Below are 26,491 nucleotides of genomic sequence, written 5' to 3'. Positions count from 1 at the left end.
ACTTCTTTATAGTTTGAAGAGTGAAGGTGAATGGTTATGAAAAAGAAGATTAGTTTATTTTCTATTCTTGTATTTGCAGCATTATTGCTTAGTGGATGTTCTGGAGTAGAAAACAAAGAAGGTACTTTTTATAATATTTTTGTTCGACCTTTTGAATTTCTTATACATTTCTTTGGAGAAATGTTCAATGGTAGTTACGGATTAGCGATTATCGCGATTACCGTACTTATTCGACTTCTTCTTATGCCCTTGATGCTTAAAAATTATAAAAATCAACAAGGCATGAAAGAAAAAATGGATAAGCTTAAACCAGAAATGGATGATATCCAAAAGAGATTAAAAGAAACAAAAGATAAAGAACAGCAAATGGCTCTACAACAAGAGATGATGGGATTGTATCGTAAGCATGGAGTGAATCCACTAAACATGGGTTGCCTTCCGATGATTATTCAGATGCCTATTGTTATGGGATTGTATTTTGCCATTCTTTATTCGGCTGAAATCAAAGCACATCCATTTTTATGGTTTAACTTAGGTACTCCAGATATTGCTATGACACTGATTGCTGGAGCAGTTTATTTCATACAAGCAAAGGTTTCGTTATGGACAGTACCTGAGCAGCAGAAGCAACAAATGAAAATGATGATTTATATTTCGCCTATTATGATTATGTTCATTTCCTTTAGTTCTATGGCTGCACTGCCAGTCTATTGGGCCGTTGGTGGACTATTACTGATATTCCAAACATACTTAGGGCGTAAATTCTACTCTAATCATCCAGAAAAAGCAGAGAAATCTGTATAAAACAAAAACGAAGCGCTTGTTGCTTCGTTTTTTTCTTGAGTGTCCAGACCTCCAAAGCATAGGGGTCGTGTTTTTCGTAGGAGGTGTAAATACATGAATAAAAATTGGATTTTTGGTTTGTTAATTGCTGTAGTGAGTGTTTCAGCTTTGGTATTTATTATAAAAGGTAATATGAATATGGCTGTTTTGTTAATGACAGCAATTTTTGCACTAAGTAACGGCTTTCGAGCGATAAGCTTCAAGGAAAAAGGGTTCGTCAGAGAAGCGAAGTGGATGAAGGGCATGTCCATATTGTTTGCAGTGTTATTTTTTGTCGTATTATTATTAATGTTTCTCTAAAGAGAGCGCATTTACCTATAACAGGTAGATGCGTTTTACTTATTTAGGAGGATTCTATTATCCGTATCACTGGTTATAATTATTTTGGTAAAGTTCAAATTGAATAAGAGAATAGTTATGGAAAAAATGGTAAACTAGAAATATCGTAACAAGAAAGAAGGAAGTCCAAAAACATGCAATCAAGATATAAACTTTTACAGGAAAAAAAGAAAAAATGGCCATATATTGTTTCGGGAACTATTGCAGGACTATTAATAGGAGCAATGGTAGTGTGGGTAGGGATGAATGGTTGGAATATAGATAAAAGTATAGAGAAACTTCGTAATTTGACGGAGGTTGAGCAATCCGCAGAAGTGGATCAAACAGAAGAACCTATTATCGAGGAACCAATCGTAGAAGAACCGATCCAGGAAATTCCTGTCGAGGAAGAGCCTGTTGTGGAAGACGTAGATATGTCTGGAGCAAATGGCTATATTGGAAACGAATTATTGCCCCAGGAACCAACCGTAGTGGAAGGGCAAGTAATTGCTAGCAAAAAGTATCCTCTTCCTGCGGATTATGCACCTGGTGAAAGCAAAGAAGCAAGAGCCGCTTTTCAAGAAATGGCAGCAGAGGCTACTTTGTCTGGATATGAGCTTATTGCTTTCAGCACATATCGATCATTTGACTATCAAACAAAGCTTTATGATCGCTATGTATCGAATGATGGTCAGGCCGCTGCGGATCGTTATAGTGCGCGTCCTGGGTATTCCGAGCATCAAACGGGATTAGCTTTTGATATTGGAGAGCAGCATTTTGAACAACACTTCGCGAGGGAAAGCTTTGGTGAAACAGAAGCCGGTAAATGGGTGGCTGCCAATGCCCATAAGTATGGTTTTATCATGCGTTACCCTAAAGGGTCAGAGAAAATTACGGGCTATATGTATGAGCCATGGCACTTCCGGTACGTTGGGAAAGAACTAAGTGGGCAAGTATACGAAGCTAATGAAACATTAGAAGAATTTTTAGATTTATAAGAGAACATAAATAGATGTTTAAGAGGCTGGGACAGAACCTATTTCAAAATCAAAAGCAGTCCAAATTTTACGATAAGTAAAATTTGGACTGCTTCCTTTTTTATTTCAGCTTCGCCGCCGTTGTTCTCCGTTACGGCGGACGCTTTCCTAGGGGCACGGCTCGAGCCTGTAGTCTCTCCCTCGTGCTGTTCCCTTAGGAGTCGTCGCCTTCACTACGAACAACTATTTTCCCCTCTATATCAAGTAAATCTCCATAAATTCAAGTATAAAAAAGACAACCTCTGTTAAAATTTAAGTATTCTACTTCCAAATTCTAAACGAAAGAAGTGTCCCTATGTTTAGATATTTTTACCTCAAGATTTAGAGTTAAATAACAAAAAAATGATATCGCACACGCAATTTTCCTTTTTTCATTGATTGAGACTACTTCTGTCCCAGCCTCCCTAAAAATTAAACGGTAATTATATAGCGACAACGCTGTCCAAAGCCTACCTTAAACGATAGAAACGTGTTTTACCTCTAAAGGAATTTTCAGTGTCAAAGTTTCATTAAAGTATCGGTGAGATTAGGCGTGCTAAAGATTCCTTGAATTTAATCATTCTTGATCTTTTTTCATAAATATCTGCTGTCAGCTCTGTAGATAACTTCATATCCTCTTCAAACGTTTCCGCTAATTGATGAGAGGTTTCGCGATCATATATAAAGGCATTTACTTCAAAATTCAATTTAAAACTTCTCACATCAATATTAGCCGTTCCTACTGTTGAAGCCTCGTCATCAATGACAATCATTTTTGTATGCAAAAATCCATTTTCATAAATATATATCTTTGCTCCTGCTCGTATTAAATCACCTACATAGGAGTACGTTGCCCAGTAAACAAAAATATGATCAGGCTTGTTTGGAATCATGATTCTTACATCAATACCAGAAAGACATGCAATTCGTAGCGTGTCCATAAAGCTGGCATCTGGTATGAAGTATGGTGATTGAATATAAATATACTTTTTGGCCATCATAATTAACTTCAGATATCCATTTTTTATCTGCTCCCATTCGGAATCTGGTCCACTAGAAACAATTTGTAAACCAACAGATCCCTTCATCGGAATAGCGGGGAAAAATATATCAGAGTACTCGATATCATGCTCGGTGGATGCTTGGTTCCAATCGAGGATGAACCTAGTTTGAAGTGGATGCACGGAGCTACCTTCAATGCGTAAATGTGTATCACGCCAATAACCAAACTTCTTCTTTAACCCAAGGTACTCATCGCCAACGTTAAAACCACCGATATAGCCTACTCGTCCATCTATCACGACAATTTTTCGGTGGTTCCGGTAATTCATACGTGGGTTGATCAGTGGAAGAATAGAAGGGAAAAATGCTTCTACCCGGCCACCTAGTTCAATCAGTTCTTTAAAATGTCTCTTTCTTAACGAGCGTGATCCAGTATCATCATATAAAATTCTTACTTTTACCCCTTGTTTTGCTTTGGCTAACACTGCTTGATAAATTTGCTGACCTAAGGAATCTAAACGGAAGATATAGTATTGAATGTGGATATGATTCTTTGCATTCTCGATATCTTCCAGGAGTGCATCAAATTTTTCTCGTCCATCGGTGAAAATTTCGACTTTGTTATCCTGAGTTAAAACTGCTTGGTTATTATGAAGATGCATGACTATTAACTCTTTGTAGTGCATTGCATCATCTAAACGAAAATCGAAAGAGTCATCCTCAATAGCTTCCATTTGAAATTCAATGAGCTTATCAATACCAATTTTGTTTTTCCCTTCCCAACGGAATAAGGTTTTCTTTCGTAGCTTTCTACCAAATAATAAGTAAATACCGAATCCTAAAATAGGGATGAAGAAAAGGACTAAAATCCATGCCCACGTAGCAGATGCATCTCGACGCTCTAAAAATATAAGTGCAATCGCTAAAGAAATATTTAGTATTAAAATTCCAGAAACGATAATACCATAAAAACTTGCTATCAAATTTTTCACCCCCGTAGCCAATCTAATTATTCATTTATTTCTAGTATAGCTGATTTGACTTAAAGAAAGTAGGGAAGACCTATATTAGTTAGAAAGTAATTCCTACTTGACCAATAGGGATGAAAGTATTATTATATGATGAGCAAGAAAGACGGAGGTATTTATATGAATATATTATTTATTGTTCTTAACATTGTAGCTTTACTCCTTTTAGTTGGAGTTTTAATCTTTATGCAGAAGAAACATATTTCTTTTTCAAAACGTGTATTTACTGCACTAGGATTAGGGATTGTTTTAGGGTTAGTTTTGAATCTTGCCTACGGGGTAGATTCGGAAGTATTGGCGGAAACGGTACCTTGGTATAATCTAATTGGTACTGGTTACGTAAAATTATTACAAATGATTGTTATGCCATTAGTATTCATCTCTATTTTAGGGGCGTTTACAAAAATCACAATTGGTAAAAACTTTGGTAAAATGGCTGCAATTATTTTAAGTTTCTTAATCGGAACAACTGCTATTGCGGCAGTTATTGGTATTAGCTCTGCAGCAATATTCGATTTAAATGCAGATCAAATCATTCAAGGGGATGCAGAAACAGCACGTGCAGAATATTATGAAGGTCGCTCAGCGGAAGTTGCAGATAAAACACTTCCAGATCAAATAATTGACTTAATACCTGCAAATCCATTTTTAGATTTCACAGGTGCACGCCCGACTTCAACAATTGGGGTTGTAATCTTCGCAGCATTTTTAGGATTTGCTTATTTAGGAATAGCTCGTAAAGAAAAAGAAACAGCAGCAACGATAAAAACAGGTATTGATGCAATCTATGCATTAGTTATGCGAGTAGTGAAACTAGTACTTCGTTTAACTCCATACGGAATTTTAGCAATTATTGCAAGAACTGTAGCAACATCTGATTTTGGTGCCATTTACAATTTAGGTAAGTTTGTTCTTGCATCATATGTAGCTTTGGTAGTAATGTTCGCAATTCATTTATTGATCATTTCACTATCTGGATTGAACCCAATAACGTATGTTAAAAAAGCGGCAGAACCATTGATCTTTGCGTTCACTTCACGTTCAAGTGCTGGTGCGCTACCGATTAATATCAATGCGCAAACAACTAAATTGGGTGTATCCGAAGGGGTAGCAAACTTCTCCGGATCATTCGGGTTATCTATCGGTCAGAATGGATGTGCGGGAATTTACCCAGCAATGCTGGCATTTATGATAGCTCCATCAGTAGGTATCAATCCGTTAGATCCAATGTTTATCTTAACCGTAATCGCAGTAGTAGCGATTAGTTCGTTCGGTGTAGCGGGAGTTGGGGGCGGCGCAACATTTGCTGCGATCTTAGTTCTATCTGCATTAAATTTACCAGTTGCTTTAGCGGGACTTCTAGTATCAGTTGAACCACTAATCGATATGGGACGTACTGCAGTAAATGTAAGTGGATCCATGACTGCCGGTGTCGCAACTGCGAAAATCACTGGTGAACTAGATAAAGAACTTTACAATACACCATTAGACAAAATCGCAATTGACGAAGCCTAATATAATGAGAAAAGCTATCCTTTCAAAGGATGGCTTTTTTTATGTGGAGAATTAGAAAAATTTAAAAAAAGTCCTGTGCCCACGGAAAGCGTCCGAGGCCACTGAAAAATAAAAGATTTTTTGATTAAGAAGTTTTATTGAATAAAAAATGCCTATCTTTTGCATTTATATTTACCTATTGGACATTAGTTTTGGAAGAGGTCGTAGTGGATTGGAGTGAAAGGCAGCGACTCCTGCGGGAACAGCACGAGCTGAAAGCCCCGCAGGAAAGATTTTGGTCGAACTTTGTTTGGCTAAAGTCTTTGCGACGAGTAACCGCAGGAGCATATGTTTTCGAAGTGACGAGGAGATTGAAGCCGTGCCCGCGGAAAGCGTCCGACCTTCGCTACAATCAACAGCATATCTTCTTGGAAAACAACAGTTAATTTCTAATGAAGGCTAAATATTAAAAATATTTTAACATAAACTAATGTAGTAGTTTGCTATAATCGATTTAACTAGGTTGTAAGGAGATGTGAGAATGCTTCAAGCGATTAATCTTTCCAAAAGATTTAAAACAAAGGAAGTTGTTAGAGAAATCAATATGGAACTATTGGCGGGGGAATCGGTTGGATTATTAGGTCCAAATGGTGCAGGAAAATCGACGACTATTTCTATGTTGTCTTCTTTGGTCCAACCGACAAGCGGAGATGTCTTGTGGAATGAAAAGTCCATAGCAAAAAATCCAGAGCCATTACGTAAAACATTGGGGGTTGTTCCACAAGAGATTGCTCTATATCCAGAGCTTTCTGCAAGAGAGAATCTAGCGTTTTTCGGTAGAGTATATGGATTAAAAGGTGAACTTTTGGAAACACGGATAACGGAAGTACTCATGAAAATTGGATTGACTGATAGACAAAAGGATATAGTTAAAACCTTTTCAGGTGGGATGAAACGCCGTCTAAATATTGGGGCTGCGCTTTTACATAGACCTTCTATATTAATCATGGATGAGCCAACTGTTGGAATTGATCCTCAATCGAGGGCTTATATTTTAGAAACCGTTAAGCAGTTTGTGGAAGAGGGGATGACGCTTTTGTATACCAGTCACTACATGGAAGAAGTAGAAATGCTGTGTGACAAAATATACATTATGGATCAAGGGAAAATAATTGCACATGGTACAAAAGAAGAGCTTAAAGGACTTGTTTCGGAAAACCAAACAATTGAATTGAAAGCTAATTTACTTACGGAAAATTTTGAGAAAACCTTGATAGAACGGTTCCCAACAGCAACTCTTCATATAGAGGAAGAGGTATTGACGATTTCGATGTCCAAAAGTGAAGAGCCACTAGCTACTATTTTTGCGGTTGCTGCGGCAAATAATGTAGTGATTACCTCTGCGATTGTCAAAGTGCCATCTCTGGAAGATGTGTTCTTGCATTTGACTGGAAAAGCACTAAGAGATTAAGAGGGGAGATTGGGTGATGCTGTTTACTTTAATTGCGAAGCAAATGAAAATGCTAATTCGAAATAAACAACCGTTAATAATATTGTTAGTCATGCCGCTTGTTTTAATAACTATTCTTTCAAATGCTTTAGGGAGCATAATGGATAGTGGAGAAGAAGCAGCAATTCAAGCGAATTTGCTCATTGTAGATAATTCATCATGGGCTCAAGAGGAAAAAGCAATTAAGCTATTTTTAGAACAAGAAGGAGTAAATGGTCCTCCCTTGGAAGCTATGCTTATTCAATTTAAAAGTAGTGATCCGGTTGAATTATTGAATGGCACCATTTTAGCTTCCGATGAAATGAAGAAGTATATTGCAGTAGACTATAAAAAGTATGTTGATTTAAAGGTTGCACGGCAGGATGAAAACATAGATGGCATACTAAATATTCCTACTAATTTTCGATTGGATTATGTAAAATCGGCCTACTTTAATAACACTAACCTTCCAGACCTATCCTTATACTTAAACCAAGATAATGAAATTCGTGCTTCTATAATCGAATCTGTACTAACAGATTGGCAAACGGGCTATACACAATCGGCGGCACTTTTATCGGCAGATTTATCACCTCAGGAAATCATGAGTAACGTCACTAGTGTAGAAAAGTTAGAGCAGACTTTAGAGGCAAATGAGCGAAAGATTCCTGCATCTATTTACTACACAGTCGGGATGTTAGTGATGTTTGCATTATATATCCCTGCTTTTCTAGCAGGCTTTGCACTGCAGGAAGTTCAGTGGAAAGTATATGACCGTATTTTACTGGCCGGGGTTTCACCTATTTTATATACACTTTCCATTTTCTTTACGGGAACATTTGTGGCATTTATCCAACAAGTGATGATGCTCTTATTTGGTATGTTTGTATTAGGAATAGAATGGATTAGTTTAGAAGCAATGGTCGTTATTATTGTTAGCTATAGTGTATTTGTTGGTGCATTATCAGCCTTAATGACAACTCTCCAGTTTCGAACAAAAACAGAGGGTATTGCGAATGTATTTAACGGGTTATTTATTACGGTATTTTCTTTCCTTGGTGGATCTTTCTTTAATATTCGAGACATTTCCGAAACGCTCGGGAAAATTGGTGATTTTACTCCCAATGGTGCAACAATGTCTGCCATACTGTCTATACAAAAAGGTCAGGATTTATCAGTTATTTGGCCCTTTATGTTGGCTATATATGTTTTAGTGGTTGTTTGTGTATTACTATCCATTGTTTTCTTTCCGAGAAGAGGTGTAGCCGAATGAAAGGAATATGGATTGCTAGATTTCTGAATTTAAAACGTAAGCCTATCGTTTTAATCATGATGACGATAATGACTTTAGTGATGGCATCCGTGGTAGGCGGCTCTAGTAATGGGAAGATGAGTGTGGCAGTGGCTGTGGACGATTCTGAAACAACTCAAGCAGTACTAGAAAGATTAAAGAAAGAAAAAGGCTACTCACTTCTAGAAATTACAGAAGAAGAGCTACAACAAAAGGCAAAAGAAGATATTCGCATGGTCGGTATTGGATTGAAAGAAACATCTTATACTATTTATTCTGCATCAGATTCTGATGGGGTGAGAAATCTATCTTTAATAGTTGAATCGGCTTATAGGGATAACAGTTTTAAACAGCAAGTTATTCAGGCAGGGGGAGACGATGCTTGGGCAGAGTTAGAAGTAAGTTTAAACGATGATCAAGCATTCCTCATACAAACAGAGGCGATGGATGAGTCAGAAGTCTTTCGTTACGACAATGCTCTGCAAAGCTTGTTCGGTTTTATGCTATTTTTTGTTTTTTACACGGTAGCTATTAATGTTCAATTTATTTTAGATGATAAGCGCTCGGGTGTATGGAATCGTTTGAAGCTAGCGTCAGTTAGTAGATTCCAATTATACTTTGGACATCTGTCTTTCAGTTATATTATTGGACTTGTTCAAGTACTGCTTGTCCTGTTCGTTTTCCGATATGTGTTAGGGACTAATATGTACGATGGCTTTTGGAAAGTAGTAATCATAGCTGCTATCTATGTATTGCTTGTAATGGCATTCTCTGTTTTTGTTATTTCATTAGTGAAAACAGTAAGTCAGAGCAGTATTATCATTTCACTTGTAGCGGTAGCCTTTGCAATGATTGGTGGGGCGTACTGGCCTCTAGAAATAGTGCAGTCGGAAGGATTGCTTGCGATGAAATGGATTTCTCCTATCTATTATGCGATGGAATCTATGAAACGAGTGACGGTTTACGAGGGAACTTTAAGTAGTGTTGGGGCGTATGTAAGTATGATGATCGTTATTGCAATAGTACTGATAGTGGTAGGCATTAGTTTATTGGAAAAAAGAACGGAACGCTATCATTCCAGCGAATAGATAGGGGAGATAGGGATGTATTGGTGTAAAATTGCACGAACAGAAAAAGAATTTGAAGCTATCGCGCGATTAAATTATGAAACGTTTGTGGAGGAGATTCCACAACACGAGCCGGATCCAAGTGGGATGCGGGTCGATGCGTTTCATCATGAGAATGTATATGTCATTGTCCTGAAGGACCAAGAACTTGCGGGAATGGTAGCATTTCGAGCTGCCCGTCCTTTTTCTTTAGATTTAAAGCTTGGTCCGGTGGAGGGATTTCTGCCAAAGGATGCATTAAACGGAATGTTATGCGAAGTACGATTAATGGCTGTTGATAAGGCGCATCGAAACGGTCGAGTGTTTTATTACTTAGCTCGCGCTCTATCCGATTACGCTTACGAAAATGGATATGGAGCGGCAGTAATATCGGGAACAGTACGGGAACAGAAACTCTACAATCAGCTTGGTTTTGAACCGTTCGCTGATCCAGTAGGTACAGAGGAAGCAAAATTTATCCCAATGGTACTTACTAGAGATCGTTTCGATCAGTCCGTTGCATCTCGATTTAAACAAAAGAGATATTCTTTTTATCCTGGGCCCGTACAACAATCTGTTGCCATACAACAAGCATTCTTAGTTCCGCCATTGTCCCATCGAACACATGAGTTTGAGGTCATGTTAGAGCGAGTGAAGGATAACCTATTATCGATGAGTGGTGCGGCATACGTTCACTTGCTATTAGGTAGTGGAACGCTCGCCAATGAAGCGATGATAGCGCAGATATACGTTTTGGGTGAGAGAGGCTTAATCGTTAAGAATGGTGCTTTTGGTGAACGGTTGGAAAAACAAGCAGAACGTTGGCAGTTATCTTTTGATGTTGCTTCTTTCGAATGGGGAAGCCCCTATAATCTAACGCTAATCGAAGAAAAGCTTGCTACAGGTGCTTATAGTTGGCTCTTAATGGTACATGGTGAAACGTCTACTGGGATGTTAAATAGCCTGGAGGAAATGAAATTATTATGTAACCGTTACAATGTATTGCTGTGTTTGGATTGTGTAAGTTCATTTGGGGCACTACCCTTTAACTTAGAAGGAGTATATCTTGCCACTGGTGTAAGTGGGAAAGCTATTGGGACTATGAGCGGGTTAGCTTTTGTATTTGCTAACACCGAAATTACATCTAGTAGTAATATTCCTTCCTATTTAGATATAGGATTGAGCGTTAATAATGCTATTCCATTTACAATGCCCTCTCAGTTTTTACATAGTTTAGAGGTTGCTTTAAAGGCCTATGAAAATGGAGAAAGGTACAATTTGTTGCATAGTCGCATGCGATTTATTGAAGAGGAAGTGTCCAAGCATGGGATAGAATTGCTAGCAGAAAATCATTATCCGATGATCTTCACATGGCAAGAGGAAAAATTTCCTTACTTAGCGGAGGATGCAAGAATGTCTGGTTACGACCTTCACTATAAAAGCGATTATCTAATCGTAAAAGGCTTGCTACAAGTATCCTGTATTCAACCAGATTTCGAAGACGCATGGATGAAGTTCATGAATTGGTTGGACAACTATCGTAGGTATCATGACTAGTGTTATTGTGCCGTTAATCTTTGGAAAGAATAAATTTGATGAACTAATAGTAATGGTGCTACTATCTACCAACACAACTAATAGTTAGTTGGAGCTTCTAAGGGGTGTAGGATGGCGACGGATAGACAAACGCTGTAAGATTACTGAAAAAAGGGATGCTGGTTGGTTGTGACGTCCATCACAACCCATCAGCATCCCTAAAAAATAACTTTTTAATCATATAGCAAAACGTCTGTTCGATCTTCTTATACAAATTTCTCTATCATATTATCTTTGGGGAACTGTTTTTGTATATTACGTAAGTACACAAGAAATGAAATCTCGATGATGAAAGAAGCACCAATAACGATAATCATTAATGTCATACTTATATCCATTGGAATGTTCATCAAAAAAGATTGGGTCAATGATGTACCTAGCGTTACGATCATATACCAGGTGAACATGCGATTCGTTCTATTTAGGGCTTCATCCGTAGGAAGTAATTTAACAACAACACGTAATAACACAAAAAGGTAATAAACAAGCACTATCTTGAATAGACTTAGCAAGCTTGGATAGTATACGAGCCATTCGAATTGTGGAATCATTTGTTCGTTCAAGAAGAAATTAGGCACGGATATAATGGCTAAAACAATACATAGTATTTTTAACTTTTCATATGATTGAGAGGATAAGGTTGCAATTTGCTTAATACCGTTGTATATGAAGATGTAGCCAATAAAATCTGGAAGAATATCTACAACAATTTGTATTTTTAGAAAGACAAAAAGAAAACCAATAATGAGTTGCTTGAATCCTTGTCTCATCTAAGCTCACCCCTTGCTTTTTGAACGATATCAACCACATCCTGATTTGAAAGATTCGGTTCAATTAGTACAGGGAAAGTATGGGTAAAGGCTTTTCCGGATTCTGTACTACCAGACCAATCAATTTCAATGTTCACATAAGAATCACTATCTTTTACTTGAAATATTAGGCCGACCGAATCGCCCTTCTGAATTTCTAAAGGCCATTTTATGTCATCGTATAGTGGAGCGGCAATATCGTCCCAGTTCTTGCTCATTATTTTTTCAACATTTGCACTGTCGGAGGAGGTGTCGGATAGTAACTGCACCTTGAGCTCTAACTGATTCAATAGTGAATCTGGTAGGTCAATTGCACTCATCCTAACAGTTTCGGCTGCCTCAAGAATATTTCCTTGGATCCCTTGGTTGCTTCCAAATGATGCTTTGCTCGAAATGACATTTGTTACATTATGGGGAGGTTCGAAATTCAGTTCTTCCATTTGGACAGGTACAACCTGACCATTTGTAAATCGAGCGTATAGTTCATTGGCTTGGATCCCTTTTACTAATTGTTTCAAGGATTCCTCATCAAATGTAAAAATTGCTTGTTTTAAATATTGGTGAGTAAATTCCTGTCTGTACGATTGAGCAGTCGTATTCCCAAACCATGGAAAAAAATTTTGTTCATTGCTATAGGTATATCCTGCGGCAATTAGGGTTTCTAACTCCACAACTTCGCTTCTATTAGTCAAATAAAATAAAGAAAAGTTGGTATACTCATTAGATTGAATATCAATATAAGAATCTAACACGACAGGTTCTTTTAGTTGATGGAGTTCAAAATATATTAGATTAGCAATCCAGCTTATAGAGATGATGATTAATATTGCGAAAAACCAATTCTTCTTCAATAATCCGCCCCCTATGAATGTCTCCTTATTTGTTCGTACGTATTTTGGATAAATATTTTATATGGTGTTCCTGGCATTTCCTCGACGTTCCTCATCGCTACCTTGCTCATCCTTTTTGCTGTTTGTATTTGACCTAACTCTAGGTAGCATAAGGCAATATATGCATCCTTTTCATAGAAAATAGATAGATCGATCGGATGGTGAGTGACTTCGGGAATTTTTACCTCCTCGAATATCTCCAATGCTTCTTTAACTTTTCCTAACCCGTATAAAGTTTTGGCTCTTTCCAATTGGAAATAGGGAGTAAATATTTTTAGGTTAATTTGATCTAAAGAGTATTGTTTGTATAAAGCATCTGCTTCTATATACATTTTTTTATACGTATTTAAGTAGTGAAGATTAGCAAAATGGATGAAAGCGGAAGAATCGTCATCTTCGGCAAATTCGCTGTAGGCTTTCAATTTATTTAAATAATAATCTTTTCTCTTTTCATCCTCGTCCATTATTGCTTGAGCAGCTGCCAATCTATATAGGTTGTCTATCTGTTTAAATATTTTTTGCTCATTGCAATATTGAATCGCTTCGTTCATTACACGAATTGCATCTTCTTTTTTACCAACAGCAAAATAAAGTACGGACTCTAAATAGTCGTAATCGATTCGCGATAATGGATCTATCCATAACGGGTTAGCTTCTAGTTTTTTTCGCTCCTCTAACAAAATTCTTAAAGCATTCTCATAATCGTGACTCATAAATGGAATAATGGCAAGGTTTCTTCCTATGTCAGCGCTTTTTGTTATCAAGTGCAAATCTTCATACATTATTGCCGCCTTTTTCAAAAGAGCGGCCGACTGATCAGGTGATGTATAAGCTAAGCATCTTCCGTATATTTCGAGTAATCGCGTTGCCTCATACCCTTGAGTCAGGTTTGGTATATAGGGTTCAATTAAATTCATCAGACGTTCCCGTTCATCCGTAAGATCTTCATACTTTGTATTTAGAAGTAATTCTGCTTGATCTAATACCTCTCGTATCTCTTGTCCGCTTATTTCTTCCAGTAACTCAGTTACTTCCACACCTAACTGTGATGCGATATAGTTTAAGCTTTCCATAGAGGGGTTTGCTTTGTTGTTCTCTATTAAACTGAGCATTCCCTTTGTTAACTCTGTGCCTGCCAACGTTTCAAGTGTCATTTTTTGTAGTTTACGCAATGTTCGAATGCGTTCGCCTAATGTGGACAATTTTTTCACCTCTTTAATATAGTTTAATTATATTAAACTTTTTGTTGAATTGAAAGGGTGGATATGATATTATTTGTTTAATGAAATTAAACTTTTAGATTATTCTTAAAACAAAGGAGCAGGAAAGATGGATGAATTATTAAAGCTTAAAAAAGCAACCTATCACTTGTGGACGTTCACAATCAGTAAGTTAGTTTCCACTTTTGGTGCACAGGTGTATGCCTTTGCAATTAGCTTTTACATTTTACAATTAACAGGATCGGCATCCAGTTTTGCGCTAAATTTGATTTGCAGTATTTTACCAAGGACATTGGTTGCACCATTTGCAGGATACGCTGCAGACAAATATTCTCGTAAAATGATTGTCATCGTATCACAGATTGCTACAACTGTTGCAGTTGGGGGATTACTAATTGTTAGTTTGACAGCGGGTCTGTCATTAGTTGCGATTTATAGTACGACCGTCATTTTATCGTTAACTTCGTTATTTTCAGGAGTAACATTTAGTTCCTCCATTACTGGGTTAGTAGACGAGGGACGAATTCAAAAAGCAATGTCTCTAAACCAAATGTCTATTTCGTTTGCGGCGATTGGAAGTCCTGCGGTAGGAGGACTTCTTTACGGAGCGGTGTCTATGCCGGTATTCCTAATTATGTATATGGTGGCTTCTATTATAGCTGTTCTCTTGGAATCTACGATGGACTTCAAATTATTTGCGAAGCGAAAAGAAGTAGTAGAAGGAGAACCGAAGGAACCGATGCTAGAGAGCATGAAGGCGGGTCTTCGTTATTTAATGCAGCAGCCTATTTTGAAAACGATGATAGTGATTTCTCTATTTATCAACTTTTTGTTTGGGGCTTATATGGTAGGTTACTCATTTATCCTCATTGAAAAGTTAAAGGTTAGTCCAGAGCATTTTGGCTTTACGGAAGGGGCATTTGCGGTTGGGATGCTGCTGCTATCCATCTATTTTTCGACCCGTAAGGAATTGAAATATCCGTTTTTAGTATCTAAATGGGGTATCGTTGTTATGGGAGTTCTTATGGGAGCTGTTGCTTTGCCGTTACTAATAAATATGTCTTATACAGTAATCGTTGTATTTTATTTCGCATTAATGTTTTTCTTTGGAGTATCTATGATTGTAACGAACACTCCGATACAGGTAATGATGCAGAAAATGATAGAGGACGATTATAAAGGACGCGTATTTTCAATAATAGAAACGTGCGCCATGGCTCTAATGCCGCTTGGAATGGTGTTGTTTGGATTCTTATACGATGTTTTTCCAGCACAAAGTATTTTAATTGTCTCTAGTATTTTACTAATATTAGTAACACTATTTTTGGCAAGACCTTCTGTAGTTAGAGCCGCACATCCAGAGCTCGGACAGAAAAGAGTAGAGTATTTGAAAACAGACAGCTAGTTAGGTTTGGTTATAAGAGAAACATCCACCTTATACAGGCAGGATTGATCCATAAAAAAACGAGGCAGGGACAGAAGTAGTCTCAATCAATGAAAAAAGTGAAGTCGCGTGTGCGATATCATTTTTTGCTAATTTAACTGCTAAATCTAGAGGTAAAATGATTTGATTCATGTAATAATCTTTAAACAGAGGGACACTTCTTTCGTTTAGAATTTGGTAGTAGGATACTTAAATTTTAACAGAAGTTGTCCTTTTTTATACTTGAATTTATGTAGAGATTTGCTTGATATAGAGAGGGAAATAGTTGTTCGCAGTGAAGGCGGCGACTCCTAAGGGAACAGCACGTGGGAGAGACTACAGGCTCGAGCCGTGCCCCTAGGAAAGCGTCCGCCGTAACGGAGAACAACGGCGGCGGAGCTGAAATACAAAAGAAGCAGTCCAAATTTTACTTATCTTAAAATTTGGACTGCTTTTGATTTTGAGATAGGTTCTGTCCCTCACTCGTTTTTGCAATAAGTCTATGCAACTGCCCTCAAAGATTTAGTAGACTTGCGGTATGCGAAGATTAATCCTATAGAAAGAACTGCAAGCACCCCGGAAAGCATATAAATATTGTCAGGTTGTTTTGTAAATAACCAAGCAAATAATAATGGACCGATAATGCGACCTAAGTTATCCATCGAGTAGGACATCCCCGCAGCTGTGCCATAGCGTCCCCCAGACTCTTTCGTAGTTAGTGAGACAATTGTTGTTCGTGCTAGTGCATTTCCTGCAGTGAACACACAGAGAGACAGTCCAGCCCAGAAAATACTTTGCGTGAAAACAGTCATGAATAATCCGACCGCTGTAGCAATTTGCGCATATAATAGCCATTTTGTTTCTGTGCCATTTTTAATGCGGCGCACGACTCCACCTTGAATAGCTGCATCGACAAATCCACTGAACATAAACAAATATCCTATTTGTAATGGAGTAATTTCGATTCTTTCAATTTGGAACAACTGAAACGTAGCCTCAAGACCAGCAAGTAAAAACGTCACCATGAACGAAAATAAGAATAGATATTTAATACGATAGCTCCATAAACTAGCTGCTCCTTTCGGTAGAAGTGCTCGTTTATTGGCTTCACCAGTGCGATCCGGTTCCTTTAAAATGATTAAAGCATACACGAAAATTGCAAGTAATAAAATCGCGGAAGCTGTAAAAGGAAGTGCCAAATCAATATGTCCCAATACACCACCGATTGCTGGACCGAATATAAACCCTAAACCAATCGACATGCCAAGAAACCCCATATATTTATTGCGGTTCTCTTCATTAGATAAATCCGCTGCAAATCCGGTTACTGCAGCGTATAGTGCTCCAGAAAATAATCCACCAACTACACGAGACAGATAAAGCATAAATAACGAATCAAAAAATAATGAAAACAACCAAAAGCTCAAAGAGAATCCTACTAATCCAACTAAAATAAGTGTTTTACGCCCAATCCGATCAGATAGCATTCCCCATAATGGAGCAGTGAAGAAAGAAGCTAAAGAGTATACTGTCAATAGACCGCCAACGTGAATTTCATTATAATTTTGTTCTAATATTACCTCTGGCAATACTGGGATAATTATTCCAAAGCCAAGATAAACTAAAAATTGGATAGACATTAATATTAATAAAACCTTTTTCATACTTCGAACCTGCTTTCTGCAAATCTTATGAACTCTATATTACACGTTTTTAAATAGTTTGGCACGATGTAATAGGATATCATATAAGATAGCAGAAACAGAGTGAAACATCACCTAAACACTTGCAACCTATGGTAAATAAATGTAAAAAGCCATCCTAATTTAGGATAGCTCGAATGTTTAGAATTGCCGCGGTTCGGATATACTTTCCATAGCACTAGAAATTTCTTGGACATGTGGAAAAGGAAAAGCTAGATCCGCTAAAGAGACAAAGCCAACGAGTTTACCATCATCCATTACGGGAAGTCGACGAACTTGATGGCGCGCCATAATGATAGAAGCATCGGATGTGGAATCTTCAGGGGAGACGGAAATTACGGACTTTGTCATGACATCCTCCACTTTGCTCTTTATATCCTTGGCAACCGACCTTGTCACGATATCCCGATCCGTAATCATTCCAACTAATTTTTTGTTACTGACAACTGGCAAACAGCCGATGTCTAGTGTTCGCATTTGATCTGCCACTTCACTTACATAATCCTGTGGATTACAAGTTACTACTTCTTTACTCATTACATCTTTTACATTCAAATCATTCACTCCTTTAGGAAATAGCATGGTTTACAAGTAGATAATATATGTAACAAAATTGAAAGATTCAACTTAGGTAAAAAGTGGTATAATAAAACCGAGAATTTAGTTTAAATAAAGGAACTTTTTTAAAAGAAAATCGTAAATATTAAATAGAAGGACGAGGTGCATTCAATGGCAAAAGAAGTTGATTTGAAGAAAATTGTAAGTAATCTTTCAAAGCTGGGTGTTACTGTTACAATGACAAAATCTAGACTTGACCTACTGAAAGCTTTAGCACCACCAGCACAAAGTCCTCATGTGCAAAACTAAAAAGAAGGTGACTCTTAAATTTCGTTAAGAAACGAATAGAGTCACCTTCTTTTTAATATGAAAGTATTTATACCGTGATCACCGGGACCAAAACGGAACAATGCTCCTGTCGTTACTCGACGGCTATCGCTTATCCCGCTGGAGTCGCTGCGTTCCATTCCAATCAAATATTGTGTAGTACTACACTAAAAAATTTTCGGGGATTAAATTAGTAGTGATCTTATTGAATAAGAAAAACTTATCACCTAATACACGAATAGATATGTGATCTTGTATTAAACTATCCATATTGAAAGTGGAGATTGTTGATTGAAGCGCAGGGCGGCGACTCCAGTGGGAAAGCACGAGTGAGAGACTACAGGCTCGAGCCGTGCCCACGGAAAGCGTCCGCCCCGGAGTGAAAATCAACATTGTGAGGATTTTATTGCTTTTTACTCATTTGTCCACCTTGCCTCAGTCGTCTTCATTTTTTGCGAACATATACGTTCGATGATGGAACTTCATACTAAACACTAAACCAATAGCTAGCATATTCCCCATGAGCGAACTACCGCCGTAGCTTATAAACGGCAAAGGTATACCAGTAATAGGTAATAACTGAATTGTCATCCCGATATTTTCAAATACATGGAATGTGATCATTGCGATAATACCTGCACATACATATGTGCTATACGCATCCTTTAACTGCAGCGTAATTTTCGTCAAATGATAAATAAGTAAGAAGTAAAGGCTAACTACAACACTAGCTCCTACGAAACCATACTCTTCACCAATAACAGCAAATATAAAGTCGGTATGATTTTCTGGAACATAGACTATACGTTCTCCATAGCCTTTACCGAATATTTCCCCTGAGCCAATGGCATTTAATGAAGAGATTAAGTGCATTCCTTCATCTGAAGCATAAGAATAAGGGTCCAACCAAGAATATATACGCGCAAATTGGTAAGGGTTAAAGCCGAAGTTGTCAGCTAAAAAGTCTTGCATATAGACGGCCATCCATAAAAGTAGTGCGCCAATTCCTATACCCCCTAAAAAGATCGGAAGTATTATTTTCCATGTAATCCCGGCAACTATAATAAGGGCTACAGTAATTGCAAGGAATACTAACGAAGTCCCGAGGTCGGGCTGTGTCATGATAAAAGCGAGTGGAACAATTAATGTTCCCCCCATTTTAGCTAGCAATATTAAATCGGTCTTAACTGTTTTAATAAGGTTTCTCTCATGATGCATGGTGATTAATCGGGCAAGTCCCAGTATATAAAAAGTTTTCATAAATTCGGCAGGCTGAATATCACCTATAGGTAAGTGAAACCAACTCTTTGCCCCATTCATTGGTTTTACTAAAGCTAAACTATCAGGAAGTAAGAAAAGCACAATCAGTAAAAATACTCCAATACCGTAAATATACCAAGATAACTTTTTATATTGTTCTGGTTCAAAAAACATGACAAACCCAATAATAATAGAGCCAATAATATACCAAACAAGCTGTTTAGGTATAAAATTTATCCCATATTGTCCAGTTGTTTGTGCAGAAGAAATAGCAAATAAGCTAATAATTAGAAATAATAATAAAATAAAAGCAAGTGTCCAATCGAAACGATCAGCAAAGCCTTTTTTGTTCTCCATGTAAGTCACCTAAATTTCCTTCGAATTTCATTCACTTATTATAGCGTATATTGAATTTTTTTGCTTGTTGGTTTAATAGAGACGTGAGAGGGAATAAAGATGTTTCCTTGTAAAAATCGTGCTATTATTAGGAACAGATAAAGGAGTGATCTTAGTGGCAAAAAAAGAAGTTAGGGATACAGATGAGTATTTAACTCATATATATGTTCACGTTAATGAAGTAGAGCACTTTGCTCTATTCAGCGGGATTACGGTTCAACAGTTTATAAGAAATTTCTCTGACTTGTCAGCTCTTTTATTACTCAAACATTGTTATGATGATGCATCGTTTAATATGCATACGCAGCTAGAATTTATCGTTCCGGAGCAATATAACCATTTTATAAAAGGCTATGTGGAAAAACCCTTTGAACTATGCTTCATGGATTTTGAAGATGAACGTAAATTGAATATGCTTACTCCACAAGAACAAGCAGAGCTACTATACATAGCACATAAAAAAGAAGCGATTCGCTCACCGTTTTATCATCACCTACAAAATAGATTTGTCTATTTAACAGACGAGGGTGAGAAAATAACAAAAATCTATTTCCGAGATGCGGATGACTTCGATCATTTAGTTGCGAATGTCTTTACTCAGTTGATTGGTGAAAAATCTAAATCTACAGCTTTTTGGCGTAAAAAGAATAATATTGTATTACCAAGATTGTCTGCAGAAAAGGTTACAGCACATAACGAACTATTTGAAGATGGTGTGTTAATGTCTTTGTACAAAACAGATAAATCTAATTATGGGATTGAAATTCGTATTCTCCCGGAGAATATTTTCCCAGATGAAGTGTTAGAGGATTTAAAGTTATATATGTCTAAGCCAGCAGATGTCTTGATAGAAGTATAAATAGAACGCTTTTGCTACGTGGAAATAGCAGAGGCGTTTATTAGGTAATGGGGTGTAATAATGGCCTGGATATTATTAATAATAGCGGGATTGACGGAAATAGTATGGGCAATTGGCCTAAAGGAGGCTCACGGCTTCACAGAGCTCGTCCCATCTATCATAACGATTGTATTTTTAATCGTGAGCTTTTTCCTCTTTGCCCAAGCGATGAAGACGATTCCGATTGGTACTGCATATGCTATATTCACAGGGATTGGTGCTGCAGGCACGGCTATCGTAGGGATATTTTGGTTTGAGGAATCAGTTAGCGTTGGAAAAGTATTCTTTTTATTAGTCTTACTTTTTGGGATTATCGGTCTCAAATTAGTCGACGATGAAGAGGAGGCGAATAGCTAATGGAGTGGTTTTTATTAGTAATTGCTGGTGTATTTGAAGTAGCATTTGTTATTAGTATGAAGCTCTCAAACGGCTTCAAAAATATAAAATTTACAATTCTCACCGTCATTTCAGCTTCATTAAGCTTTTTCTTGTTATCTCTTGCCTTAAAAGAAATAGCAGTCGGTACTGGTTATGCGGTATGGACAGGAATTGGAGCTGCAGGAAGTGTTCTGATGGGTATGTATATATTTCAAGAGAAAAAAAGTAGAAAAAAATTGTTCTTTTTAAGTTGTATTATTATGGGAGTAGTAGGTCTTAAGTTGTTCGGATAAATGCTCAACTATTGAGGCTGTCCGTGATAAACTAATAGTATCCAAAACATGGAGGTAATTGAACCAATGAAAATTAAAGTAGGCTTATTATACGGTGGGAAATCTGCAGAGCATGAAGTGTCGCTATTAACGGCAAGGGCAGTTTCTCAAGCGATCGATTTTGATAAATATGAAGTATATCCAATTTTCATCACTAAAACAGGTGAATGGAGAAAAGAAGGTCAGTTAACGGCACCAGTAGAGTCCCTCGAATCTCTACAGTTCGGCAACGAAATATCAAATCCAAATACGATTACTAGTTTTTTGGCGAAACAAGGGGACGATACAACTCAACTGGATGTGATTTTCCCTCTTCTGCACGGACCTAACGGGGAAGATGGAACGGTACAAGGATTGCTTGAAGTATTGAATTTACCGTATGTAGGTAATGGTGTATTGGCGTCTGCTGCAGGAATGGATAAAGTGGTGATGAAGCAATTATTTGCACAAGCCGGCTTATCTCAAGTTCCTTATGTTTATTTCATTAGTAAAGAGTGGCAAAAGAATCAGGATGCTTTGCTTCAAAAAATAGAAGAAAACTTACAATGGCCATTATTTGTAAAGCCTGCGAATCTAGGTTCTAGCGTAGGGATTAGTAGAGTTACAAATCGAGAAGAACTTATTAAAGCGATAGCATATGCCTTCAAATATGATCGGAAAATTATTGTGGAGCAAGGAATTGTGGCACGTGAAATTGAAATGAGCGTTCTTGGAAATGATGAACCAAGATGCTCTGTTGCAGGAGAGGTACTACCGACAAAGGATTTCTATGACTACGAAGCAAAATATGAGGATGGTACGACAAATTATGCAATTCCTGCGGAAGTTTCTACAGAGCTTCAAGCGAAATTAGAGGATGCAGCTATTCGTGCGTTTAAAATATTGGATTGTTCAGGACTTGTTCGGGCAGACTTTTTTGTAACGGATCAAGAAGAAGTTATTATCAATGAAGTAAATACAATGCCAGGCTTTACACCAATCAGTATGTATCCAAAGCTATGGATGGAATCTGGACTATCATATCCAGGTTTAATAGAAGAACTTATTCGTCTGGCAATCGAACGCCACGAAGAAAAGCAAATGCTTGAACACTCGAAAGACGGGAAGTGACCAGATTGAAAAAAACATTAGGACAAATTGCTGAGTGGTTACAAATTGAAAAGAAAATAGAAGATAATCCTGTAGTAACAGGAGTTTCTATTAATACTCGCACAATTCAGCCTGGAGATTTATTTATCCCTTTTCGTGGAGAACAAGTAAATGGGCATAAATTTGTGCAGGATGCTTTTGCCAAAGGAGCTGCCGCATCTCTGTGGTTGAAGGACGAACCGAATCCACCTGAAGACGTTCCGCTTTTATTTGTTGATAGTGGGGAAAAGGCACTTCAACAAATGGCAGAGGCATATCGCGCTGAATTGCAGTCTGTGTTTATCGGAATTACTGGATCGAACGGGAAAACATCTACAAAAGATTTAGTAGCAGGTATGCTATCTCCTTATTTTCGAGTAAAAAAAACAGAAGGTAATTTTAATAATGAACTTGGTCTACCTTTAACAATTCTTTCATTAGACGAAGATACAGAGTTTGCAGTGCTCGAAATGGGTATGAGTTCATTCGGAGAAATCGAGTTTTTATCCAATTTAGCGAAACCGAAATATGTTGTCATTACAAATATTGGAGAAGCTCATATGCAGGACCTTGGCTCTCGTGAAGGCATTGCAAAAGCGAAGTTTGAAATCATTGCAGGGTTGGATGCTGCGGGTCAATTATTCTATGACGGCGATGAGCCATTACTTCGTCCATTCATTGAGAAAAACCCAACATTACAAACTAAATCATTTGGTACTCAAGAGCAAAACGATTTGCGTATTGAAGAGATAAACTTCACAGAGCAGGGAAGTGCGTTTCGTGTAACAGGCGAACTTAACGGTGAAATGTCTATTCCCGTGTTAGGGGAGCATCAAGTAAAAAATACACTCGCTGCTCTGTTAATAGGAAAAGAAGTTGGATTGACTGCAGAGCAGATGCGAGAAGCGTTAAAACAAATAGTTTTAACGGATATGCGCATGCAGGTGATTGAAGGGAATAATGGAGCAATTTTCATTAATGATGCATATAATGCCGCCCCAACATCAATGCGCGCAGCGATTTCCTTCCTAGAAAAGTCATCTATTAAATCCGATAAGTGGCTTGTATTAGGTGATATGCTGGAGCTTGGAGACAATGAGAAGCAGTATCATGAGGACATGAGCAAGTCGATTTCAAGTGCCGTCTTTAGTGGTGTTTGCTTGTATGGACCTCGTATGGAGTGGCTATATAACAAGCTTGAAGGAGACTTCACAGCTGAACGACTAATCTGGACTAACGACGATTCAGAAAAACTAGTTACTTTTTTAAGAAATAAAATAAATGATCGTTCTATTGTTTTAGTAAAGGGCTCAAGGGGAATGAAGTTAGAAAGAGTAATTGAGCCTTTTCAAAACTAAACGATGGGTGTGGGGACGATGAAAACAGGAGTGTTAGGTATACATGGTTTTACAGGTGGACCATATGAGATTCAACCTTTTATGGACTATTTGCAGGCACATACAGACTGGCATATTGTTGTCCCTACGTTACCTGGACATGGAGAAACGTTGGAGCTAAAAAATGTATCAGCAGAATCGTGGATGATGGCTGCGGAACAAGCGCTCCGACAACTACAAAAAGAAGTGGATCGGATTATAATAGTAGGTTTTTCGATGGGTGGAATCATTGCGATGTATTTAGCCAATCGCTATCCCGTACACAAGCTTGTTTTATTGAGTGCCGCAGCAAAATACATTTATCCAGCACAGCTTTTACAAGATATAAAAGACATGGTAAAAGATACAGTAACAGGGAAGCTCGAGGAAAATACTTTATACAAACGCTATAGCGAGAAATTGAAAGATACACCATTTCCTGCAACGCTAGAATTTATGCGTTTAGTACGAATAGTTCAACCTTATTACGGCCAAATTAAAGTACCAGTCTATATCGTCCAAGGTAAAAAAGATGGAATTGTCCCTTATGCCACTGCCCAATTTATCTACGATAAAATTGGTTCTTTGAAAAAAGAAATAGTGTATTCGGAATCAGGAAAACACCATATTTGCTATTGCGAGGACTGCGAAGATTGGTTTAACACCGTACTCTTATTTTTAACAGGAGAAGAGGAGGAGAGACCGCGAGTAATTAACTAATAATTATAACAGTTGCTTATTAATTGCAACTGACAATCTTGCATGGTATACTACGTTCAGAGCAATGGATACATTTTGTGTGAAGACTCTTCAGCGTTTATTGAAGAGTACTTTTTTTTGAACATAACGGTTTGTTGAAGTAGTATTGCACGATCACTCATTAACAGACCGCTCGGCAAAAGACCGGGCTTTCCCTTTATATAAGACCCCTCTGATCTAAAACCACAGAGAATTTTAAGTAACGGAAACGTTCCTCGTATAGGCTCGAATTTGCCGCAATTTCATCTGAAAATGTAACCATTTGTCAAAACTGAACAAAAAGGAGATTAAAATTTTGACAAATTTTTCAGAACTAAATATTAGCGCTTCTACATTAAAATCCGTACAACGTATGGGCTTTGAAGAAGCAACACCAATCCAAGAAGGTACTATTACACATGCAATGGGTGGACGCGATGTTATCGGTCAAGCACAAACTGGTACAGGTAAAACTGCAGCGTTTGGTATCCCAATGATCGAAAAAATCGATACTAAAAACCCGAATATTCAAGCATTAATCATCGCTCCAACACGTGAACTTGCAATCCAAGTTTCGGAAGAGCTATACAAATTAGGATATGACAAAAAAGTTCGTCTATTATCAGTATACGGTGGACAAGAAATTAGCCGTCAAATCCGTGCGCTTAAAAACAAACCACAAGTTATCGTAGGGACACCTGGTCGTATTCTTGACCATATCAACCGTCGTACGTTGAAACTTGATCAAGTTCAAACACTTATCTTAGACGAAGCAGATGAAATGCTTAACATGGGATTCATTGAAGACATCAACACAATTTTAGAAAGCGTTCCTCCTGAGCGTCAAACATTATTGTTCTCAGCTACAATGCCAGGACCGATTCGTAAAATTGCTGAACGCTTCATGAAAGATCCAGTTGAAGTAAAGATTAAGTCTAAAGAAATGACTGTTGAAAATATTGAACAGTTCTATGTAAAAGCTACTGAGCGTGAAAAATTTGATGTTCTTTCTAGAATATTAAATGTTCATCAACCAGAACTTGCGATTATCTTTGGTCGTACAAAACGTAGAGTGGACGAATTAGCACAAGCTCTAAGCATTCGTGGTTACCTTGCAGAAGGAATTCATGGTGATTTAAGCCAAGCAAAACGTATGTCAGTATTAAAACAATTCAAATCAGGTAAAATTGATATCCTTGTCGCAACTGATGTAGCGGCACGTGGATTAGATATCTCTGGCGTAACGCATGTATATAACTTTGATGTTCCACAAGATCCTGAAAGCTATGTTCACCGTATCGGTCGTACAGGTCGTGCAGGTAAAAGTGGTATCGCTACTACATTCGTAACACCTAGAGAGATGGGTTACTTACGTATCGTTGAGAATACAACGAAAAAACGTATGGAAGCTTTAATCCCTCCAAGTTCAGATGAAGCACTAGTTGGACTTAAACGTGTAGCAGTAGAATCTTTATCTGAAATTGTAAACAAAAATGATTTAGGCGATTATCGTCCATTAGCAAAAGAAATGCTTGAGAAGTATGAAGCAGTGGATGTTATAGCTGCAGCTTTAAAATCATTGACAAAAGAACCGAATGATACTCCGATTTCTCTTTCTGAAGAACGTCCACTTCCTGCTCGTGGAGAGCGTAGCGGTGGAGGCGGTTCTCGTTCCGGCGGTGGTTACAAAGGTAACCGTAGCGGCGGCGGACGTAGTTCATCTGGTGGTCGTGGCGGAAGCAGCGATCGCGGATCTCGTTCAGGTGGCGGTTCACGCCCAAGTTCAAGCGGACGTCGTAGCAGTGGTCCACGTGACGGCTCAACACAACGCAGCACAAGAACTCGCTCATCACGCAGCGAAAACTAAAAAGA

Annotated in this window: 24 protein-coding genes; 17 read left to right on the top strand and 7 right to left on the bottom strand. The window is 37.8% G+C overall.

The genetic code is table 11. The features are described from left to right. The first annotated feature begins 36 nt into the window (after positions 1–36). The 3 genes from yidC to BLR36_RS09850 all read left to right on the top strand — a co-directional run bounded on the left by yidC (position 37) and on the right by BLR36_RS09850 (position 2,159). Entirely contained in the window at positions 37–804 is a 768-nt protein-coding gene (gene yidC / locus BLR36_RS09860; RefSeq protein ID WP_093061807.1) for a membrane protein insertase YidC, read from the top strand. Positions 805–897: 93 nt separating this feature from the next. Continuing rightward, on the top strand, positions 898–1,143 hold the full coding sequence (locus tag BLR36_RS09855) for a hypothetical protein (RefSeq protein ID WP_093061578.1): 246 nt from the start codon (positions 898–900) through the stop codon (positions 1,141–1,143). A gap of 173 nt (positions 1,144–1,316) precedes the next feature. Then, positions 1,317–2,159 carry a M15 family metallopeptidase gene (locus BLR36_RS09850; RefSeq protein WP_093061577.1) on the top strand — a complete coding sequence of 281 codons (843 nt, stop codon included), beginning with the start codon at positions 1,317–1,319 and terminating at the stop codon, positions 2,157–2,159. Between the two features lie 548 nt (positions 2,160–2,707). Here BLR36_RS09850 and cls read toward each other — a convergent pair. Beyond that, positions 2,708–4,162, bottom strand: a complete 1,455-nt coding sequence (gene cls / locus BLR36_RS09845) for a cardiolipin synthase (protein WP_093061576.1) — start codon at positions 4,160–4,162, stop codon at positions 2,708–2,710. A 165-nt stretch (positions 4,163–4,327) separates the two neighbouring features. Between cls and BLR36_RS09840 the strand changes: the two genes are divergently transcribed. The 5 genes from BLR36_RS09840 to BLR36_RS09820 all read left to right on the top strand — a co-directional run bounded on the left by BLR36_RS09840 (position 4,328) and on the right by BLR36_RS09820 (position 11,144). Next, a complete protein-coding gene (locus BLR36_RS09840) occupies positions 4,328–5,722 on the top strand; it encodes an L-cystine transporter (RefSeq protein ID WP_093061575.1) in 1,395 nt (464 codons plus the stop codon). A gap of 520 nt (positions 5,723–6,242) precedes the next feature. Then, positions 6,243–7,172 carry an ABC transporter ATP-binding protein gene (locus tag BLR36_RS09835; RefSeq protein WP_093061574.1) on the top strand — a complete coding sequence of 310 codons (930 nt, stop codon included), beginning with the start codon at positions 6,243–6,245 and terminating at the stop codon, positions 7,170–7,172. A gap of 16 nt (positions 7,173–7,188) precedes the next feature. Further along, positions 7,189–8,463 carry an ABC transporter permease gene (locus BLR36_RS09830; protein WP_093061573.1) on the top strand — a complete coding sequence of 425 codons (1,275 nt, stop codon included), beginning with the start codon at positions 7,189–7,191 and terminating at the stop codon, positions 8,461–8,463. Further along, positions 8,460–9,569 (top strand): ABC transporter permease, encoded by a 1,110-nt coding sequence (locus tag BLR36_RS09825; RefSeq protein ID WP_093061572.1) that lies wholly within the window; start codon positions 8,460–8,462, stop codon positions 9,567–9,569. Before BLR36_RS09830 ends, BLR36_RS09825 begins: the two co-directional genes overlap by 4 nt. A gap of 15 nt (positions 9,570–9,584) precedes the next feature. Beyond that, on the top strand, positions 9,585–11,144 hold the full coding sequence (locus BLR36_RS09820; protein ID WP_093061571.1) for a GNAT family N-acetyltransferase: 1,560 nt from the start codon (positions 9,585–9,587) through the stop codon (positions 11,142–11,144). A gap of 245 nt (positions 11,145–11,389) precedes the next feature. Here BLR36_RS09820 and BLR36_RS09815 read toward each other — a convergent pair whose 3' ends face one another. Genes BLR36_RS09815 through BLR36_RS09805 form a run of 3 tightly spaced genes read right to left on the bottom strand, consistent with a single transcriptional unit; the run spans position 11,390 to position 14,084 of the window. Next, complete coding sequence (locus tag BLR36_RS09815; RefSeq protein ID WP_093061570.1) at positions 11,390–11,953, bottom strand: hypothetical protein; 564 nt, start codon at positions 11,951–11,953, stop codon at positions 11,390–11,392. Further along, positions 11,950–12,843 carry a hypothetical protein gene (locus BLR36_RS09810; protein WP_093061569.1) on the bottom strand — a complete coding sequence of 298 codons (894 nt, stop codon included), beginning with the start codon at positions 12,841–12,843 and terminating at the stop codon, positions 11,950–11,952. Before BLR36_RS09810 ends, BLR36_RS09815 begins: the two co-directional genes overlap by 4 nt. A gap of 11 nt (positions 12,844–12,854) precedes the next feature. Continuing rightward, the gene (locus BLR36_RS09805) at positions 12,855–14,084 is read right to left on the bottom strand and encodes a helix-turn-helix domain-containing protein (RefSeq protein WP_093061568.1); all 1,230 of its coding nucleotides are present in this window, start codon (positions 14,082–14,084) and stop codon (positions 12,855–12,857) included. 127 nt (positions 14,085–14,211) lie between these two features. On the opposite strand from BLR36_RS09805, the gene BLR36_RS09800 reads away from it, so the two are divergent. Continuing rightward, on the top strand, positions 14,212–15,507 hold the full coding sequence (locus tag BLR36_RS09800; RefSeq protein WP_093061567.1) for an MFS transporter: 1,296 nt from the start codon (positions 14,212–14,214) through the stop codon (positions 15,505–15,507). 518 nt (positions 15,508–16,025) lie between these two features. Here the strand turns inward: BLR36_RS09800 and BLR36_RS09795 are convergent. Next, the gene (locus BLR36_RS09795) at positions 16,026–17,189 is read right to left on the bottom strand and encodes an MFS transporter (RefSeq protein WP_093061566.1); all 1,164 of its coding nucleotides are present in this window, start codon (positions 17,187–17,189) and stop codon (positions 16,026–16,028) included. Between the two features lie 180 nt (positions 17,190–17,369). Then, positions 17,370–17,783, bottom strand: a complete 414-nt coding sequence (locus BLR36_RS09790) for a CBS domain-containing protein (protein WP_093061565.1) — start codon at positions 17,781–17,783, stop codon at positions 17,370–17,372. Between the two features lie 174 nt (positions 17,784–17,957). Here BLR36_RS09790 and BLR36_RS18815 point away from each other — a divergent pair, with 174 nt between their 5' ends. After that, a complete protein-coding gene (locus BLR36_RS18815) occupies positions 17,958–18,095 on the top strand; it encodes an Lmo0850 family protein (protein ID WP_175454036.1) in 138 nt (45 codons plus the stop codon). Positions 18,096–18,548: 453 nt separating this feature from the next. Here the strand turns inward: BLR36_RS18815 and BLR36_RS09785 are convergent, their stop codons facing one another. Further along, entirely contained in the window at positions 18,549–19,730 is a 1,182-nt protein-coding gene (locus BLR36_RS09785) for an FtsW/RodA/SpoVE family cell cycle protein (RefSeq protein ID WP_093061564.1), read from the bottom strand. A gap of 154 nt (positions 19,731–19,884) precedes the next feature. Here BLR36_RS09785 and BLR36_RS09780 point away from each other — a divergent pair, with 154 nt between their 5' ends. The 7 genes from BLR36_RS09780 (at position 19,885) to BLR36_RS09750 (ending at position 26,486) form a co-directional block, all read left to right on the top strand. Then, positions 19,885–20,628: a hypothetical protein gene (locus BLR36_RS09780; RefSeq protein WP_254771367.1), complete on the top strand. Its 744-nt coding sequence runs from the start codon at positions 19,885–19,887 to the stop codon at positions 20,626–20,628. Between the two features lie 60 nt (positions 20,629–20,688). Continuing rightward, positions 20,689–21,024 (top strand): quaternary ammonium compound efflux SMR transporter SugE, encoded by a 336-nt coding sequence (gene sugE, locus BLR36_RS09775; protein WP_093061563.1) that lies wholly within the window; start codon positions 20,689–20,691, stop codon positions 21,022–21,024. Next, positions 21,024–21,338 carry a DMT family transporter gene (locus tag BLR36_RS09770; protein WP_093061562.1) on the top strand — a complete coding sequence of 105 codons (315 nt, stop codon included), beginning with the start codon at positions 21,024–21,026 and terminating at the stop codon, positions 21,336–21,338. The genes sugE and BLR36_RS09770 overlap by 1 nt, the downstream gene beginning before the upstream one ends. Positions 21,339–21,404: 66 nt before the next feature. Next, positions 21,405–22,487, top strand: coding sequence for a D-alanine--D-alanine ligase (locus tag BLR36_RS09765; protein WP_093061561.1), 1,083 nt, complete (start codon positions 21,405–21,407; stop codon positions 22,485–22,487). A 5-nt stretch (positions 22,488–22,492) separates the two neighbouring features. Beyond that, positions 22,493–23,863, top strand: coding sequence for a UDP-N-acetylmuramoyl-tripeptide--D-alanyl-D-alanine ligase (gene murF, locus BLR36_RS09760; protein ID WP_093061560.1), 1,371 nt, complete (start codon positions 22,493–22,495; stop codon positions 23,861–23,863). 18 nt (positions 23,864–23,881) lie between these two features. Next, positions 23,882–24,601: an alpha/beta hydrolase gene (locus BLR36_RS09755; protein WP_093061559.1), complete on the top strand. Its 720-nt coding sequence runs from the start codon at positions 23,882–23,884 to the stop codon at positions 24,599–24,601. Positions 24,602–24,935: 334 nt separating this feature from the next. Beyond that, a complete protein-coding gene (locus tag BLR36_RS09750; RefSeq protein WP_093061558.1) occupies positions 24,936–26,486 on the top strand; it encodes a degradosome RNA helicase CshA in 1,551 nt (516 codons plus the stop codon). Positions 26,487–26,491: the final 5 nt, after the last annotated feature.

It is taken from the genome of Psychrobacillus sp. OK028 (assembly GCF_900103605.1).
Taxonomy (GTDB): domain Bacteria; phylum Bacillota; class Bacilli; order Bacillales_A; family Planococcaceae; genus Psychrobacillus.
This window is presented reverse-complemented; position numbering and strand designations above follow the sequence as displayed.

Coding starts and splice junctions, on each gene's coding strand:
- BLR36_RS18815 (WP_175454036.1), top strand. CDS start 17,958: ATGGCAAAAGAAGTTGATTTGAAGAAAATTGTAAGTAATCTTTCAAAG.
- BLR36_RS09765 (WP_093061561.1), top strand. CDS start 21,405: ATGAAAATTAAAGTAGGCTTATTATACGGTGGGAAATCTGCAGAGCAT.
- sugE (WP_093061563.1), top strand. CDS start 20,689: ATGGCCTGGATATTATTAATAATAGCGGGATTGACGGAAATAGTATGG.
- BLR36_RS09850 (WP_093061577.1), top strand. CDS start 1,317: ATGCAATCAAGATATAAACTTTTACAGGAAAAAAAGAAAAAATGGCCA.
- BLR36_RS09770 (WP_093061562.1), top strand. CDS start 21,024: ATGGAGTGGTTTTTATTAGTAATTGCTGGTGTATTTGAAGTAGCATTT.
- BLR36_RS09785 (WP_093061564.1), bottom strand. CDS start 19,730: ATGGAGAACAAAAAAGGCTTTGCTGATCGTTTCGATTGGACACTTGCT.
- BLR36_RS09800 (WP_093061567.1), top strand. CDS start 14,212: ATGGATGAATTATTAAAGCTTAAAAAAGCAACCTATCACTTGTGGACG.
- BLR36_RS09830 (WP_093061573.1), top strand. CDS start 7,189: ATGCTGTTTACTTTAATTGCGAAGCAAATGAAAATGCTAATTCGAAAT.
- BLR36_RS09840 (WP_093061575.1), top strand. CDS start 4,328: ATGAATATATTATTTATTGTTCTTAACATTGTAGCTTTACTCCTTTTA.
- yidC (WP_093061807.1), top strand. CDS start 37: ATGAAAAAGAAGATTAGTTTATTTTCTATTCTTGTATTTGCAGCATTA.
- BLR36_RS09795 (WP_093061566.1), bottom strand. CDS start 17,189: ATGAAAAAGGTTTTATTAATATTAATGTCTATCCAATTTTTAGTTTAT.
- BLR36_RS09820 (WP_093061571.1), top strand. CDS start 9,585: ATGTATTGGTGTAAAATTGCACGAACAGAAAAAGAATTTGAAGCTATC.
- BLR36_RS09755 (WP_093061559.1), top strand. CDS start 23,882: ATGAAAACAGGAGTGTTAGGTATACATGGTTTTACAGGTGGACCATAT.
- BLR36_RS09835 (WP_093061574.1), top strand. CDS start 6,243: ATGCTTCAAGCGATTAATCTTTCCAAAAGATTTAAAACAAAGGAAGTT.
- BLR36_RS09825 (WP_093061572.1), top strand. CDS start 8,460: ATGAAAGGAATATGGATTGCTAGATTTCTGAATTTAAAACGTAAGCCT.
- BLR36_RS09855 (WP_093061578.1), top strand. CDS start 898: ATGAATAAAAATTGGATTTTTGGTTTGTTAATTGCTGTAGTGAGTGTT.
- BLR36_RS09815 (WP_093061570.1), bottom strand. CDS start 11,953: ATGAGACAAGGATTCAAGCAACTCATTATTGGTTTTCTTTTTGTCTTT.